Source organism: Sphingobacterium sp. UBA3549, from assembly GCF_002376635.1.
Taxonomy (GTDB): domain Bacteria; phylum Bacteroidota; class Bacteroidia; order Sphingobacteriales; family Sphingobacteriaceae; genus Sphingobacterium.
This window is the reverse complement of the sequence record NZ_DFOE01000009.1, coordinates 1-14,577: the sequence shown is the minus strand read 5'-3', so window position 1 is coordinate 14,577 and position 14,577 is coordinate 1. Positions and strand designations below refer to the sequence as shown.

The 14,577-nt window shown below is 38.2% G+C and carries 15 protein-coding genes; 5 read left to right on the top strand and 10 right to left on the bottom strand.

Annotated features, from left to right (window positions below; all coding sequences use genetic code 11):
- Positions 1-56: 56 nt before the first annotated feature.
- Together murI and B2W36_RS06020 are read right to left on the bottom strand one after the other, a co-directional pair.
- Positions 57-881 carry a glutamate racemase gene (gene murI, locus B2W36_RS06025; RefSeq protein ID WP_293879415.1) on the bottom strand — a complete coding sequence of 275 codons (825 nt, stop codon included), beginning with the start codon at positions 879-881 and terminating at the stop codon, positions 57-59.
- A 53-nt stretch (positions 882-934) separates the two neighbouring features.
- Positions 935-2,350: a glycoside hydrolase family 125 protein gene (locus B2W36_RS06020; protein WP_293879413.1), complete on the bottom strand. Its 1,416-nt coding sequence runs from the start codon at positions 2,348-2,350 to the stop codon at positions 935-937.
- 196 nt (positions 2,351-2,546) lie between these two features.
- On the opposite strand from B2W36_RS06020, the gene B2W36_RS06015 reads away from it, so the two are divergent.
- Positions 2,547-4,220 carry a gliding motility protein RemB gene (locus B2W36_RS06015; protein ID WP_293886869.1) on the top strand — a complete coding sequence of 558 codons (1,674 nt, stop codon included), beginning with the start codon at positions 2,547-2,549 and terminating at the stop codon, positions 4,218-4,220.
- 13 nt (positions 4,221-4,233) lie between these two features.
- Positions 4,234-4,653: a type II 3-dehydroquinate dehydratase gene (aroQ, locus tag B2W36_RS06010; RefSeq protein ID WP_209574570.1), complete on the top strand. Its 420-nt coding sequence runs from the start codon at positions 4,234-4,236 to the stop codon at positions 4,651-4,653.
- A 46-nt stretch (positions 4,654-4,699) separates the two neighbouring features.
- Here aroQ and B2W36_RS06005 read toward each other — a convergent pair whose 3' ends face one another.
- The 5 genes from B2W36_RS06005 to B2W36_RS05985 are packed head-to-tail and all read right to left on the bottom strand — an operon-like array spanning position 4,700 to position 8,401.
- Positions 4,700-5,674 (bottom strand): bifunctional riboflavin kinase/FAD synthetase, encoded by a 975-nt coding sequence (locus B2W36_RS06005; protein WP_209574568.1) that lies wholly within the window; start codon positions 5,672-5,674, stop codon positions 4,700-4,702.
- 55 nt (positions 5,675-5,729) lie between these two features.
- Positions 5,730-6,452: a tRNA pseudouridine(55) synthase TruB gene (gene truB / locus B2W36_RS06000; protein ID WP_209574566.1), complete on the bottom strand. Its 723-nt coding sequence runs from the start codon at positions 6,450-6,452 to the stop codon at positions 5,730-5,732.
- 9 nt (positions 6,453-6,461) lie between these two features.
- A complete protein-coding gene (locus tag B2W36_RS05995; RefSeq protein WP_209574564.1) occupies positions 6,462-7,256 on the bottom strand; it encodes an undecaprenyl-diphosphate phosphatase in 795 nt (264 codons plus the stop codon).
- 22 nt (positions 7,257-7,278) lie between these two features.
- The gene (locus B2W36_RS05990) at positions 7,279-7,518 is read right to left on the bottom strand and encodes a DUF3098 domain-containing protein (protein WP_209574562.1); all 240 of its coding nucleotides are present in this window, start codon (positions 7,516-7,518) and stop codon (positions 7,279-7,281) included.
- Positions 7,519-7,522: 4 nt separating this feature from the next.
- Positions 7,523-8,401 carry a cell division protein FtsX gene (locus B2W36_RS05985; protein ID WP_209574560.1) on the bottom strand — a complete coding sequence of 293 codons (879 nt, stop codon included), beginning with the start codon at positions 8,399-8,401 and terminating at the stop codon, positions 7,523-7,525.
- A gap of 217 nt (positions 8,402-8,618) precedes the next feature.
- On the opposite strand from B2W36_RS05985, the gene leuS reads away from it, so the two are divergent.
- Entirely contained in the window at positions 8,619-11,402 is a 2,784-nt protein-coding gene (gene leuS, locus B2W36_RS05980; RefSeq protein ID WP_293886868.1) for a leucine--tRNA ligase, read from the top strand.
- Positions 11,403-11,456: 54 nt separating this feature from the next.
- Here the strand turns inward: leuS and B2W36_RS05975 are convergent, their stop codons facing one another.
- Positions 11,457-11,738 (bottom strand): GNAT family N-acetyltransferase, encoded by a 282-nt coding sequence (locus B2W36_RS05975; RefSeq protein ID WP_209574557.1) that lies wholly within the window; start codon positions 11,736-11,738, stop codon positions 11,457-11,459.
- Between the two features lie 294 nt (positions 11,739-12,032).
- Here B2W36_RS05975 and B2W36_RS05970 point away from each other — a divergent pair, with 294 nt between their 5' ends.
- Positions 12,033-12,458, top strand: a complete 426-nt coding sequence (locus tag B2W36_RS05970; RefSeq protein ID WP_209574556.1) for a cold-shock protein — start codon at positions 12,033-12,035, stop codon at positions 12,456-12,458.
- 188 nt (positions 12,459-12,646) lie between these two features.
- Here B2W36_RS05970 and B2W36_RS05965 read toward each other — a convergent pair whose 3' ends face one another.
- Entirely contained in the window at positions 12,647-13,153 is a 507-nt protein-coding gene (locus B2W36_RS05965; protein ID WP_293886867.1) for a GNAT family N-acetyltransferase, read from the bottom strand.
- 119 nt (positions 13,154-13,272) lie between these two features.
- Here B2W36_RS05965 and B2W36_RS05960 point away from each other — a divergent pair, with 119 nt between their 5' ends.
- The gene (locus tag B2W36_RS05960; protein ID WP_293886866.1) at positions 13,273-13,752 is read left to right on the top strand and encodes an SRPBCC family protein; all 480 of its coding nucleotides are present in this window, start codon (positions 13,273-13,275) and stop codon (positions 13,750-13,752) included.
- 130 nt (positions 13,753-13,882) lie between these two features.
- On the opposite strand, the gene B2W36_RS05955 is transcribed toward B2W36_RS05960, so the two are convergent.
- Positions 13,883-14,503: a hypothetical protein gene (locus B2W36_RS05955; protein WP_293886865.1), complete on the bottom strand. Its 621-nt coding sequence runs from the start codon at positions 14,501-14,503 to the stop codon at positions 13,883-13,885.
- Positions 14,504-14,577: the final 74 nt, after the last annotated feature.

Sequence of the window (14,577 nt, the reverse complement as noted above, 5' to 3'; positions counted from 1 at the left end):
TGCGAAGTAAAAGTTTTAGAAATTTTTCAATTTAAAAATTATTGCCTCCTATTTTATCAAACGGTGATATGGCTGGCATCTATTGACTGTCCAAAAAATATCTTTGCTTTGCTTTCAAAATCTAGCGGATCATCGGTCGTATAAAACGCCAATTGTTCCTTTTGGGAACAAATCGTCTCAATTTCTTCATGTCTATTAAGATAGTCTTTTAGGCTAGCCGCGACAATAGGGCCTTGAGAGATGATCTGTATATGGTTTGGTACATATTTCTTGATTACAGGCAATAATAGGGGGTAGTGCGTGCAGGCAAGCACTATGGTATCAATCTGAGCCGACTGATGTAAAAGTTCCCGTATATCCTTTTCGACAAAATAATGGGCGCCTTCGGTATTGATTTCATTGTTTTCCACTAGGGGCACCCAAAAAGGGCAGTCGTGCTGAAAAACCTCAATTTCAGGGTTAAATTTGTGAATTTCTATTTTATAGGATTCTGATTTTACTGTCCCTGTAGTGGCTAAAATACCAATTTTATTGGTTTTGGTAAAATTATGAACCATTTCGGTAGTGGGTCTAATTACTCCAAGTACTTTCTTTCCAATGGGAAGATCGTTTTGTTGAATGGTTCTTAATGCTTTAGCTGAAGCTGTGTTACATGCCAGTATAACAAGGTTACATCCGAGGTCAAATAGTTTAAAAACACATTGTTTGGTGTAATTATAAACAGTCTCAAACGAGCGTGTACCATAGGGAACACGGGCATTATCACCTAAATAGATATAATCGTATTGAGGCAAAAGGTGTTGAATTTCTTTGAAAACGGTGAGACCGCCATAACCAGAATCAAAAATGCCAATAGGACCGGGAGCTTTTAAATTATTCATAACATACTGTTATAAGTTCCTTCACTTATAACAGTATGTTACAAGATTCAGATTTATTGAAGCAAAGATGGTTTCTCTTTATATATTTTCCAAATTAATTCGCCAAATAATGTATTCGTCCAGGCAAACCAATGTCTTGTGAACTTTTTAGGATCGTCTTTATGGAAAGATTCGTGCATAAAGCCGGTTCCACCATGAGTATTTATCAAAGTCTTAATGCAGTTACGAATCTCCTCATCATTCGTCGAGGTCTGTGCCCGCATGATAATGGACATCGGCCAGATCATATCTCTGCCTATGTGAGGACCACCAATACCTTCCGCTGCGGTTCCTTTGAAAAAGAATGGATTTTTATCGGACAGCACAAAGTTACGGGTACGTTGATAAACTTCATTATTAATATCGACAGCTCCTAAGTATGGTAAGGCCAGTAAGCTGGGTATATTGGCATCATCCATCATCAGATGACTCGAAAACCCGTCCACTTCGAAGGCATATATACGACCTAGTGTTGGATGATCGATGATGCCGTACTTATTTACTGCTGCTTCTACCTCGTTTGCAAGTGCTTCCATTTTATCGGCGAGTGCCTGTTCATTTTTGACTTTTTTCAATATCTCTGCAGATTGCCTAAGACTCACAATTGCAAACAAATTGGAGGGAATCAAAAAGGAGAAAATGGTAGAATCGTCTGAAGGTCGAAAACTAGAACAGATCAATCCAACTGGATTCACAGGATACCCATAACCATCAACCTGCAATGTATCTGATCCTCTTGAAGTAGTGCGCTCAAATTTATAAGGACCGAGACTGTCTTTTCGTTGTTGCTCAACGAAAGTTTGATATATTTTATGTTGGGCGTCCAGCCATTCCTCATTAAATGGACTACTGTCTTTGGTTTCTTTCCAGTAATGATAGGCTAATCGAATTGGATAACACAACGAATCGATTTCCCATTTCCGTTCATGAATCCCAGGTTTCATGTCGGTATGATCGCTAAACCATTCGCCCTTTTTGGTTGGATCATTATAAAATGCATTGGCGTAGGGGTCAATATTGATGCATTTACTCTGCTTTTGGATTAGTCCAACAATCAGATCCTGTAATTTTTTATCCTTTTTCATAAAGGGAAGATAGGGCCATACTTGCGCACTGCTATCACGTAACCACATGGCGTCTATATCTCCTGTAATGACGTACGTGTAGTTTCTTCCGTTTTGTACATAAGGGAAAACTGTGGTGTCAAGGGTATTGGGAAAACAGTTATTAAATAACCACGACAGCTCCTTATTTTTAACATTTTTCTGAAATTCTACAATAGCATCCTCTATTACTTTACTCGAAAAAAGCCTCTTCTCTTTGACGGTACGCACTGTAGGAAAAGAATGTTCTTGAGCAAATGAAAATTTGCTGGTAAGTGCACCCGCGGTTAACAGGCTTGCGTTTTGGATAAATGTTCTGCGCTTCATGCTTATTAGGACTGTTTATTTATGATATAAGGTTATTTACTAACATGCAAGATATAAATATTTTTGAATAAAAGGAATAGCAAATACGATTTAGCATTTTAAAATTGACCAAAGATGTGAATTAAGTCATTTTTATTCGGTTAATTTGCGTTTAGGAATGCATTTTGCTATAAAAAACAATCTTTTAAAAAATTTTATGAGGCTTAATATAACAAAAAACAATAATTTACTTCGATTGACGTTGGCAAGCATTGGAGTAGGCGTTTCCTTAGGAGCTGTTGCCCAAATTAAGAACCAGCCTTATTCGTATCATTTTTATCAGAAAATGAACGATGCAGTTTATTCTACGGAAACCAGGATCCATACTTCTGCTAAACCCTTCGTCATTAAAGACTCTTTATTGTTAGCCAAGTTTGATTCAATTCAATCCAACAAACCCGTGTCTTCGTCCAACTGGTTTATGCGCAAGATTTTTAATGAACATCTTGTCCAAGTCGAGAAGGACGATTATACATTCTATGCTGATTTTTTACCAGATCTTTATATTGGAAAAGATATGCTAGGAGATAAACGGCGTACTTGGATGAATAGTAGAGGATTTCAGGTGGGTTTAAATGTTGGGAACAAATTTACTTTCAATACGTCAGCATTTGAAAGCCAGGCAGTTTTTCCTAAGTATCTGGATGACTACATTGTTGCGAATAAAGTTGTTCCTGGTCAAGGAAATACGAAATTTCAGTCTAAAAATAAAATGGACTGGATGTATGCGACAGCGAGCATGACTTATGATGCACATAAATATATCCAGGCCACTTTGGCTTACGACAAAAACTTTATTGGAGATGGTTATCGTTCGATGCTTTTGTCCGACTTTTCTTCCAACTATGCACATCTTAAATTAACCGGAACAATAGGAAATGTTCAATACACTTCAATTTGGGCCTATATGAACGATCCGACACACCCTAGACAAGATTTAACGGGCACATATCCTATGGAGGGGCAAAATAACACCCGCTTGGGAGATGGAAAGAAATGGGGGGCCTTTCAATATTTGGATTGGAATGTAACCAATAAATTATCTGTAGGTTTTTTCCAATCCGTTGTTTGGGCCGCGCAGGATGAAGGAGGAAGAAGAGGTTTTGATTTTAGTTATCTGAGTCCAGTTATCTTTATTCGTCCTGTCGAAAGTAATAATACGACTTCGCCGGATAAAATGTTTTTGGGCTTAACTTCCAAATATAAGCTTCCATATCGATTGACAGCATATGGCCAGTTCCTGTTAGGAGAGTTTACGGCGAAAGAATTTTTTGCAGGAAACGGATACGCACATAATAAATGGGGTGCACAGCTTGGCGTAAGAGGGTATGATATGTTTGGCGTAAAGAATTTAAACTTTCTAGCCGAATACAATACGGCTAGACCATATACCTACGCGCACTTTAAATCGTATTCAAACTATAGTAACAACGCCGAGCCATTGGCGCATCCAAAAGGGGCAAACTTTAGAGAGCTTGTTGGACTGGTTAATTACGCATGGGACAGATGGGACTTTTCATTGCAGGGAATGTTTACTCAAAATGGGCTGGATCTACCCGACGGAAGTAATATGGGGGGAAACATCTTTCAGTCCTATAATACAATACCAAACTTATATGGCAATCATATTGCACAAGGTATAAAGAATAATATCTATTATGCAGACGCTAAGGCAGCCTATGTACTTAATCCAAAGTATAATCTTCGTCTAGAACTCGGATACACCCAACGTTATGCAAAAGCGAAATACGAAACGCCTATCGTCAATAAATCTGGCGTGATCTCATTCGGCCTTCGCTCAAGTTTCCGGGCAATTTATAATGATTTATAACAATGATATTCCGATGAAAAAAATCCTTATACTGAATGGCCCAAATTTGAATTTATTGGGTGTAAGAGAAAAATCAATTTATGGTAGCCAGGATTTCCTTAGCTATTTTGAGGAGCTTAAACAGCAGTTTGAAAGTTTGCAACTACACTATTTTCAAAGCAACTCAGAAGGAGGCCTAATCGATAAGATCCACGAGGTTGGTTTCGAGTTTGATGGAATTGTATTGAATGCCGGAGCGTATACACATACTTCCGTTGCGATTGGTGATGCGATTGCAGCTATTACAACACCTGTTATAGAGGTCCATATCAGTAATGTCCACCAAAGAGAAGAATTCCGCCATCACTCATTTTTAGCGAAGAATTGTAAAGGTGTAATTTGTGGTTTTGGTTTGGACAGCTATCGATTAGGCATCGAAGCTCTTATCAAATAGAAAAGCGGGAATTCCCCGCTTTTCTATTTGATAATCATACGCTGTGCTAACCAATAAGACTTCGAATTTGGGCTTCGTCCGCTCTGATCTGCTCTTTCATTGCTTCTAAGGAGTCGAAACGTTCGTCATGACGGATAAAGTGAAGGAATTTTACGCGTAGTGTTTTACCGTAAATATCCTGATCGAAATCAAATAGGCTGATTTCGATAGCTCGGTTCATGCCATCCACGGTGGGTCTAGTTCCTATATAACCCATACCTTTGGCAATTGAAACAGGGCTTTCTTCCTTGTATTCACCAGTAGTAATGTTTTGGATGTGATTGTAGATATGTACCTCAACTGCATATATACCATAGGCTGGTATAAGTTTATGCGGTTCGTGAACCTGTAAGTTTGCCGTAGGAAATCCGATCGTACGTCCGATTTGGTCGCCTCTAATCACAGTGCCTGTCAATTCAAAAGGATAACCCAAATATAGATTTGCCGTTTTTATGTCACCCTTTATTAGTGCTTCGCGCACCCGTGTTGAAGATACGGCAATATCATTGATATCCTGCTCGGGGATTTCGTCGACACTGTAATCAAATATGGAAGCAAACTGTTCTAAATCACCCATACTACCCTTTCGATCCTTTCCGAAATGGTGATCGTAGCCTATCACAATTTTTTTGGTGCCGAGTTTTCCTACAAGAACATTACTAATATATTCTTCTGGAGTTTGATTGGAAAAATCACGGGAAAAGGGAATGATAATCAAATGGTCAATGCCAACTTTACTCAACTGACTGACCTTTTCTTCGATATCGTTGATTAAGCGTAAGCTATCATCATCTGGATTGATAATTAACCGAGGGTGTGGAAAAAAAGTAAGCAAAATTGTCTCCCCATTGATTTTATGAGCAGCTTCCTTTAAGTGGGCCAATATTTTTTGGTGGCCAATATGAACACCGTCAAAAGTGCCGATGGTTACAACTGCATTTTCAATAGGTGAGAAATCATCTAAACTTCTGTAGATTTTCATTTATAGGAGTTTTTGCAAAAATAAGATAAAGAATCAATAAAACGGTTTGGTAAAGTTATTTAATGATCTCTTTATGACGTTTTATTTCCGCGATAAGTTTTTCTAAATTCCAGGCATTTTCTACTGAATAATCCCCACTTTTGGTGCGCCTCAAAGAACTTAGATGTGATCCACTCTGTAAGGATTTTCCGAAGTCATAGGCCAGAGATCTAATGTATGTTCCCTTTGAACAGGATATGCGAAAATAAACGTTGGGGAGCTCGATCTTTTCAACAAGAAAGCTATTGATTCGAACTTGACGGGATTTTATTTCAACCTCTTCGCCACGGCGTGCCTTCTCATAGACACGTTCGCCATTGATTTTTATAGCCGAATGAGCAGGCGGAAATTGTTGAATTTCGCCTTCAAATGCTTTCGCAGCTTGCAGTATCATGTCATCTGTAATATGATCGATAGGAAATGTTTCGTTAATTTCTGTTTCCAGATCATAGGAAGGCGTTGTGGCACCCAAAGTAATGGTTCCAGTATATTCTTTGTCTTCGGCTTGGTAACTATCTATTTTCTTTGTGAATTTGCCTGTGCAGACGATAAGTAAACCGGTCGCAAGCGGATCTAAAGTTCCTGCGTGACCGACTTTTAATTTTAACGGCTTGATGGAGTTTCTGATTTTACCAACCACATCAAAACTAGTCCAAGTTAAAGGTTTATCAATCAACAACATTTCTCCTTCAGCAAAATGAAACTTCGCTGAGTTTTCACTAACCTCTATATTTTCCATCAAAAGATTTTAAATAATTTGTAAACTATGACCCGAAAGTAGGAGGGCAAGAATAATAACACCGACGATTATTCGATACCATCCAAATGCTTTAAAACCGTATTTAGTCAAGAAGCCGATAAAAGACTTAATCGCAACGATTGCGACAACGAAACCAATTAGATTACCTATAATAAGCAAATTAAGCTCTTCGCCATTAAACGTGTTCCCTTCTTTAAAGAACTTTAGTAGCTTTACAGCAGAAGCACCAAACATCATTGGCAAGGCAAGGAAGAAGGAAAATTCTGCAGCAGCTTTACGTGTCAGTTTTTGGGTCATACCACCGATAATTGTACTGGCAGATCTTGAAGTACCAGGGATTAACGCAAGGCATTGATATACACCAATCATAAAAGCTTGTTTGTACGAAACTTTGTCGGAATCTTCTACGGTTGGCTTGTTAAACCACCTATCGACAAAAAGTAACACTACGCCGCCCACGACCAACATGACCGCGACCATTAGAGGACTTTCCAATAGGGCGTCAATATAATCGTTGAAGAGCAAGCCCAACACTGATGCTGGAATAGCCGCAATGATCAATTTATAGTAAAATGAGAGCGATTTAAAAAAACGTTTGTAGTATAATACCAGAACGGACAATATCGTTCCCATCTGGATGACAATCGTAAATAACTTGACAAATGCCGAGGGTTGGATACCCATTAAGGCAGTGGCTATGATCATATGACCTGTCGAAGACACAGGCAAAAACTCCGTTAATCCTTCAATGATAGCAAGGATGATAGCTTCAATAATAGACATCTGTTAGAATTAAGATTATGCTTTAATTGGATTTGTTTTTGGGACGGTATAAAATTGCTGCAAAACCTATTGCAAAACCGAGAACAACAACAATCGGTGCCAAAGTAATCTTGGTAAAGCTATAAATATCGGTTTCACCGGACATCAATGTAAAGCCAATGATTACAACCAATACGCTAGCTATAAACAGTTGGTAATTTATTTTGGAGAATACAAACGAACCTTTATTGACTGATTCGGTAGATTTCTTTATTTGAGCCATTTTTTTATCTGTATAAATCGTTAGATTGTGCCTTTAAGTACTTTGTTACAGCGAAATAAGTGCTAAGTCCCGAAATGAGAATCCCAATGAGGATTACTCCTAAAAATATTACAGCAAATTCAAACCAATTGCGTAAAAATACCAGTTCGGGTATCTGCTGTTGCGCAAACTTCAAGGTTAAAATAAGCAGTAGAATCGCGATCAAGGAACCGAGTAAACCATGAATAATACCATAAGTTATAAATGGTTTACGGATAAAGTTTTTAGTAGCTCCGATGAGTTGCATACTTTTAATTAAGAAACGTTGCGAGTATATAGCAAGACGTATCGTGTTGTTAATTAAAGCTACGGCGATAATTAGCAGGATAACAGCAAATGCCAATACAATCATCCCTATGATCCGAACATTTTTGTTCACCATGTCAATCAGAGACTCCTGGTAAACCACTTCTTTAATTTTATTATTTTTAGAGATCTTCTCAATAAAAGTTTTAATACTATCTGTATTGGCATAATTCTCTTTCATATAAACATCCAAAGAAGGTAAAAGAGGGTTATGCCCCAGATACTGTACAAAATCTTCGCCAAGGTCTTCCTTTAGATTTTTTGCCGCTAACTCTTTACTGATATATTCGGTACGGAGCACATAGTTATCTTTTTCGAGGTCTTTTTGCAATGAAAGAACATCACCTTCGCTCGTGCCATCGTTCACGATGACATTTAAGACAATATTTTCCTTAACGTATTTCGAAAGATTTTTAGCATGCACCAAGAGTAATCCCAACATACCTGTTACCAATAACACCAGAGCGATGCTGATAACCGTAGATACATATACAGATTTTGTTTTTCTTTTTTGTGTGCTTAATTCGTATTCTGACATAATAAGCGAAAATTTATTTGCGAAAGTAACTATTTGAGTGGAAGATTTCGAATTAATCTTGTAATTACTTTGATAAAAATCAATCCGAACCTCGTTTTCTATCTATGTTTAATTAACTTTTCAATACTATAATTTATTGTTCAAACTACAAAACTTTTATCACATTTCAGTATTAAATCGTAATTTCGCCAGTCATAAAAATTCCTTAAGAATAAAAATGGAGTATAATCACAAATCATTAGAGAAAAAGTGGCAAAAATTTTGGGCGGATCATCAAACGTACAAAACGTCTGATACGCAACAAAAGCCAAAATACTATGTATTGGATATGTTTCCTTATCCTTCCGGAGCGGGGTTGCACGTTGGTCATCCGCTGGGCTATATTGCTTCGGATATCTTTTCAAGATATAAACGTTTAAAAGGTTTTAATGTATTGCATCCAATGGGCTATGATTCTTTTGGTCTTCCTGCGGAGCAATATGCGATTCAAACTGGCCAGCATCCTGCCGTAACGACCGAAGTCAATATCAACCGTTATCGGGAACAGATGGATAACATTGGATTCTCTTATGATTGGAGCCGCGAAGTACGTACTTCAGATCCTTCCTATTACAAATGGACGCAGTGGATTTTTATGAGATTGTTTGATTCTTGGTATAATAAAGAATCAGATAAAGCCGAACCGATCGAAACGTTGATTGCAAGGTTTGCTAAAAATGGCTCTGCTGCTATTGCAGCAGTTGCTGATGAAGACGTTTTGGAATTTAGCGCTGAAGATTGGAAATCTTTTGATGAAGAAAGACAACAACGTGAATTGCTGAAGTACCGGATTGCTTATTTACGTGAAAGTACAGTAAATTGGTGTGCTGCGCTGGGCACAGTATTAGCGAATGACGAGGTAATCAATGGGGTTTCTGAGCGTGGAGGATTTCCCGTCGAGCAAAAGAAGATGATGCAATGGTCTATGCGTATTACGGCTTATGCCGATCGCCTACTAAGAGGATTGGATACGGTTGATTGGCCAGAACCTTTGGTAGAAATGCAACGTAACTGGATCGGAAAATCGGTGGGTGCTTCCGTGAAATTCCCCGTACCACAATTAGATACGGTCATCGAAGTTTTTACGACGCGTGTAGATACAATTTTTGGTGTTTCATTTGTCGTTTTAGCTCCAGAGCACGAATTGGTACCAGCATTGACTACCCCTCAGCAACAATCGGAAGTAAATACCTATATCGAGAAAACTTCCAAAAAATCTGAATTGGATCGTATGGCTGATACGAAAACAGTTTCAGGAGCTTTTACAGGTTCGTATGCCAAGCACCCACTTTCGGGACAAGATGTACAGATTTGGATCGCAGATTATGTATTAGCTGGTTATGGAACGGGTGCTGTTATGGCTGTACCTAGTGGCGATCAAAGGGATTATGTATTCGCTAAACACTTCGACCTTCCTATTATTCCTATTTCAGATACCCAAAATATTGAAGAAGAAGCTGATCCTAATAAGGATGGAAGATATATTAATTCCGATTTTATCAATGGTATGACTTACCAAGAAGCTGTACCTGCTTTAATTGCGAAGTTGGAGGCGACTAAATTGGGTAAGGCGAAAATAAACTTCCGTATGCGCGATGCCATTTTTGGACGTCAGCGCTATTGGGGCGAACCCGTGCCTGTATACTTTAAAAATGGATTACCTTATTTAATTAAAGAGGAAGAATTGCCCCTATTATTGCCCGAAGTTGATAAATATTTGCCAACGGAATCAGGTGAACCCCCTTTAGCAAGAGCAAAAGGTTGGAAATATGAAGATCAATATGAGTATGAATTGAGTACAATGCCCGGATGGGCAGGCTCTTCGTGGTATTGGTTTAGATATATGGATCCGAAAAACGACGGTGACTTTGTGTCAAAAGAAGCGGTAGACTATTGGAAAGCCGTAGATTTATATATCGGTGGTTCGGAGCATGCTACCGGGCACCTGCTGTATTCGCGCTTTTGGAATAAATTCTTAAAAGATTTGGGCTACCAGAACGAAGAAGAGCCATTCCGTAAATTGATTAATCAAGGAATGATTCAGGGGCGGTCCAATTTTGTATATCGTGTGCTAGATGAGGACGGGAGAGGTACAAATCAATTTGTGTCTTACGGGTTGAGAGATGAATATAAAACGATACCGTTACATGTTGACGTAAATATTGTCCAAAATGATGTGTTGGATTTGGAAAAATTCAAAAACTTCAGACCTGATTTTTCAAATGCTGAATTTGTATTGGAGAATGGTAAATATATCTGCGGTAGCGAAGTGGAAAAAATGTCGAAGTCCAAATTCAATGTAGTCAATCCAGATGATATTATCGAATCATATGGAGCGGACACACTGCGTCTGTACGAAATGTTTTTGGGGCCTTTGGAGCAAGCTAAGCCTTGGAATACTAACGGTATAGAGGGCGTTTATAAGTTTTTACGTAAAGTGTGGCGTCTGTTTCATGACGCCGAGGGCAATTTCAATGTTTCCGACGAAGAGCCTTCTAAAGCAGAATTTAAAGCCTTACATAAAATTATTAAAAAGGTAGAAGATGATATTGAGCGTTTTTCTTTCAATACTTCGGTTTCAGCTTTCATGATCTGCGTGAATGACTTAACAGATTTAAAATGCAATAAGCGACAGATACTGGAACAGTTAATTATCACGCTCCAACCGTATGCACCGCATATTACGGAAGAGCTGTGGACGCTATTAGGAAATGAAGCTGGCACACTTTCTTCCGCTTCTTACCCTATATTTAGACCAGAATATTTAGTCGAATCAGAATTTGCATATCCGGTATCCTTCAATGGAAAGATGAAATTCAATCTATCGTTAGCACTCGATCTAGATCAAAAGGCGATCGAAGATATCATCAGAGCACATGCCGATGTACAACGTCATTTAGATGGCAAAGCCATAAAAAAGATTATTTTTGTTAAAGGGAAAATAATCAATATTGTGGTCTAAACAGATTCACTTCCTAACAAAAAGCCGTTTTATCCTTTCGATAAAACGGCTTTTTTATGCTAATACATCTTGAAACGCTATTGTCTTTTCAAAGATAGCTTTCGCATATGGGCAATTGGGAACAATTTTCGCATCGTTCTTTCGTGCGTAGTCAACTGCCTCCAACACTAATTTTTTGCCTACACTCATTCCTCTATACTCTTCGTACACTTCGGTGTGGTCGATCGAAAATTCATGATCATTTTGCCACGTGTATTCTAAAATTCCGGCTTCACTATTTTCAACCTCCGCAACGAAATTGCCTCTGTCGTCTGTCTCGATGTTTCTTATTTCCATAATTTTTTTTAAAAAATAACGTCTTAAAGGGCGTTTTGTTTTACGTAATTTTTAATTTTTTGCTCACTGTTATGTATTTCTGATTCGCACTACTTTCCCATGTTTCCTTGATTAAAGCGAAGCACTTGGTATCGAGGATCAGCAAAGCGAATACGGATAGTCAATATATATTTTTTTAAAGAATTTTTCGTATATTTGCAATTATCTCCTTAGAACACATCGCATTTTTATCTTTTCAACGAAGCTCTAAAGGTCCGAAACCTCCTCGGGAATATTTACTTTAATCCATATTGAATGAGCAAAAGCCAAATCACATTTAACAAAAAAGAACGAGAAAAAAAGAAATTACTCAAGAAACAGCAAAAAAATGAGAAGAAGGAATTCAATAAAACAAACAATGACAAGGGAAAATCTTTGGAAGAATTGTTTGCTTATGTTGATGAACACGGGAATATCTCAGACAGGCCTGCAATAAAATTGAAAGAAGGTGAGAGTCCAAGTATGGTCTCCAATCATCATGATGAGTATTCCTTTGGAAAAGTTGTCCACTATAACAACGATTCCAACTATGGATTCATCAGAGACAACGAAACTCAGCAATCTGTTTATTTCAACGACCGCCTGGTCGGGCAGAAATTAAATTTGAATCAGAAAGTGAAGTTTAAATTTAAGAGTGCTAAGCAAGGCGCGCAAGTGACTGAAGTCTTGATCGAATACTAGCAACAAGAAAAAACACTGGAAATTTCAGGTGTTTATGATAGTAAGGCCCTTTGTTTGATGTCAAAGTTGTTGAAGTCAAACAAAGGTTTTTTTTTGCATGTTTAAATACTGTGCGTAGGAAACAGATCAATCCTCTTAATATGATTTATGGCACGGTTATATGACTTACTTTTTGCGCAGCTTTCATGTTACGGATTAGTTTTCCATTCAGATTTCCTAATCTGCATATTGAGGCTTTTCCAGGTTTCACCCTCAATTGATACTTCCGAACTAATATTTTCGTTGATCCGAAAACCTACTCCTTCGTAGCATCGAATCGCATTGGAATTCCATTCATAGACATTCAGATCAGCTGTGTCATAGTTACCCTCTAGAAATAGTAGTCTAAGGAGTGCATTTACAGTGCTTTTGCCATAGCCTCTATTCCGTTCGGAGCTTTTTGCAATTAAAATACGGCAAAGTCTTGGGGTATTCCGCTCGAAGTTTAATTCACAATGACCAATAATTTCTTTAGTTGCTGTATCAGCTATTTTAAAGATTTGTCGCTTTGGATCTGTAATGTATTTTTCAAGTTGCTGGTCGGTAAGCGGAAAAGAAAAATAAGGCCCTGCAAACTGCAATAGTTCCCTTGCTGATCCAATCCACGATTTAAATAGTGGGAAATCTGACTTTTCGAAGTGAAGGAGTGTTACCATAATTGTTGTTTTTTGTAGCCATTCGGATAGCGCAGATCCAATTTAGACAATTTTGGCAACCGATTCCAAAAATAACCCCAAATTTTACGAAATTGATATATAATTTATTACCAGACATTATGCCGCAGCTTATTTTAAATACCATGATAGACGCTCCTTTATCTGTCGTTTTCGACTTGTCACGTAGTATTGATCTGCATAAGTATTCTGCAAAGAAAACTGGAGAGGAGGCAATCGGAGGGGTGACGACTGGCTTGATGGAGATGGGACAGCAGGTTCGGTGGCGTGCAAGACATCTCGGGATCAGACAAACCTTAACTGTGCGGATAACTGCTATGGAAAGGCCTTGTTTTTTTGAAGATAAAATGATCCACGGGATCTTTTGTTTCATGGAGCATCAGCATTTCTTCGAAGAAGTTGAACATGGAAAAATAATTATGCGCGATATTTTTAATTTCGAGGCACCGTTTGGGGTTTTGGGAAGACTTGCAGAATGTCTTTTTTTAACACGTTATATGCGACGCTTTCTTGAGGAGCGCAATCAGGTAATCAAAGAAGTTGCTGAATCAGGTCGTTATATAGCCTATATTCCAGACTAGCTTTTTTACTAGTGGGCGAAAGATTGATCGCCTTCGGTTAGCGCATTTTGCTATTGGTCTAAAATTTTATCGAAGGTAGCGTTGACCTTTCCTGTTGTTTTCCCGAAACAATTCCTGAGCTTTCCTGTATTTAATCATTCCGTGCAACGACAACCAGATTTGGATTTTTCTCACGAAGTTGCTCTTGTAAGAAGTCAAATGCCCCTTTTTGATTCATTGTAACTTGGTGGATTTTGTTGAATTCATTGTAGAAATAGACGCGATAGCTATTAGGGCCCCGGTAATTGCGTATGATTTTCGTTTCAATGCGATGGATCTGATTAATTTCGATACGTTTATTTCCGATCAGCGGGAAGAACAGCAGCTCATTTTTAAAAAAAACATAAGGCCCTATCGCTGAAAAGATGCGGTTCATTCGTTTGGTGTATTGCTCGTAGATAGCAAGGTCATCGATGTTTAGGTGTTGTAATGCCCGAATAAATTTTTGGTTCTTCCTATAAACTACCCAGCTTAAAAGTCCAAATACAAAACCTAAATAAATGAAAAGAAACGATAGGGTAGGGAGTGATTTATAGAAAAATGTAAGCCGATCTTCACTGCCTAACCAACGCTGAAAAAAGGCGGACAGGAAAAAGCCGTAGCAAAGTGCGAACATAGTGAGGAAAATTCCGACGATTACATTGCGGGTCTTTCTGACCTTTTTAAGCTCTGTTATTAAGAAAAATTTCAATGCTGAAGATTCGTTGCTCATGAAGTTTTGAAAAATTTAAATATAGTAAAAGGGTTTGTGTTCTTCCGTGAAAGTGGTAGTGTAAACTGAACTGT

Excerpts from the sequence above, each read along its gene's own strand:
- B2W36_RS05955 (WP_293886865.1), bottom strand. The coding sequence starts at position 14,503 with ATGAGCAACGAATCTTCAGCATTGAAATTTTTCTTAATAACAGAGCTT.
- murI (WP_293879415.1), bottom strand. The coding sequence starts at position 881 with ATGAATAATTTAAAAGCTCCCGGTCCTATTGGCATTTTTGATTCTGGT.
- B2W36_RS06005 (WP_209574568.1), bottom strand. The coding sequence starts at position 5,674 with ATGAAAATCTACAGAAGTTTAGATGATTTCTCACCTATTGAAAATGCA.
- B2W36_RS06015 (WP_293886869.1), top strand. The coding sequence starts at position 2,547 with ATGAGGCTTAATATAACAAAAAACAATAATTTACTTCGATTGACGTTG.
- B2W36_RS05970 (WP_209574556.1), top strand. The coding sequence starts at position 12,033 with ATGAGCAAAAGCCAAATCACATTTAACAAAAAAGAACGAGAAAAAAAG.
- leuS (WP_293886868.1), top strand. The coding sequence starts at position 8,619 with ATGGAGTATAATCACAAATCATTAGAGAAAAAGTGGCAAAAATTTTGG.
- B2W36_RS05965 (WP_293886867.1), bottom strand. The coding sequence starts at position 13,153 with ATGGTAACACTCCTTCACTTCGAAAAGTCAGATTTCCCACTATTTAAA.
- B2W36_RS05995 (WP_209574564.1), bottom strand. The coding sequence starts at position 7,256 with ATGTCTATTATTGAAGCTATCATCCTTGCTATCATTGAAGGATTAACG.
- B2W36_RS05960 (WP_293886866.1), top strand. The coding sequence starts at position 13,273 with ATGCCGCAGCTTATTTTAAATACCATGATAGACGCTCCTTTATCTGTC.
- B2W36_RS06020 (WP_293879413.1), bottom strand. The coding sequence starts at position 2,350 with ATGAAGCGCAGAACATTTATCCAAAACGCAAGCCTGTTAACCGCGGGT.
- B2W36_RS05985 (WP_209574560.1), bottom strand. The coding sequence starts at position 8,401 with ATGTCAGAATACGAATTAAGCACACAAAAAAGAAAAACAAAATCTGTA.
- B2W36_RS05990 (WP_209574562.1), bottom strand. The coding sequence starts at position 7,518 with ATGGCTCAAATAAAGAAATCTACCGAATCAGTCAATAAAGGTTCGTTT.
- B2W36_RS05975 (WP_209574557.1), bottom strand. The coding sequence starts at position 11,738 with ATGGAAATAAGAAACATCGAGACAGACGACAGAGGCAATTTCGTTGCG.
- aroQ (WP_209574570.1), top strand. The coding sequence starts at position 4,234 with ATGAAAAAAATCCTTATACTGAATGGCCCAAATTTGAATTTATTGGGT.
- truB (WP_209574566.1), bottom strand. The coding sequence starts at position 6,452 with ATGGAAAATATAGAGGTTAGTGAAAACTCAGCGAAGTTTCATTTTGCT.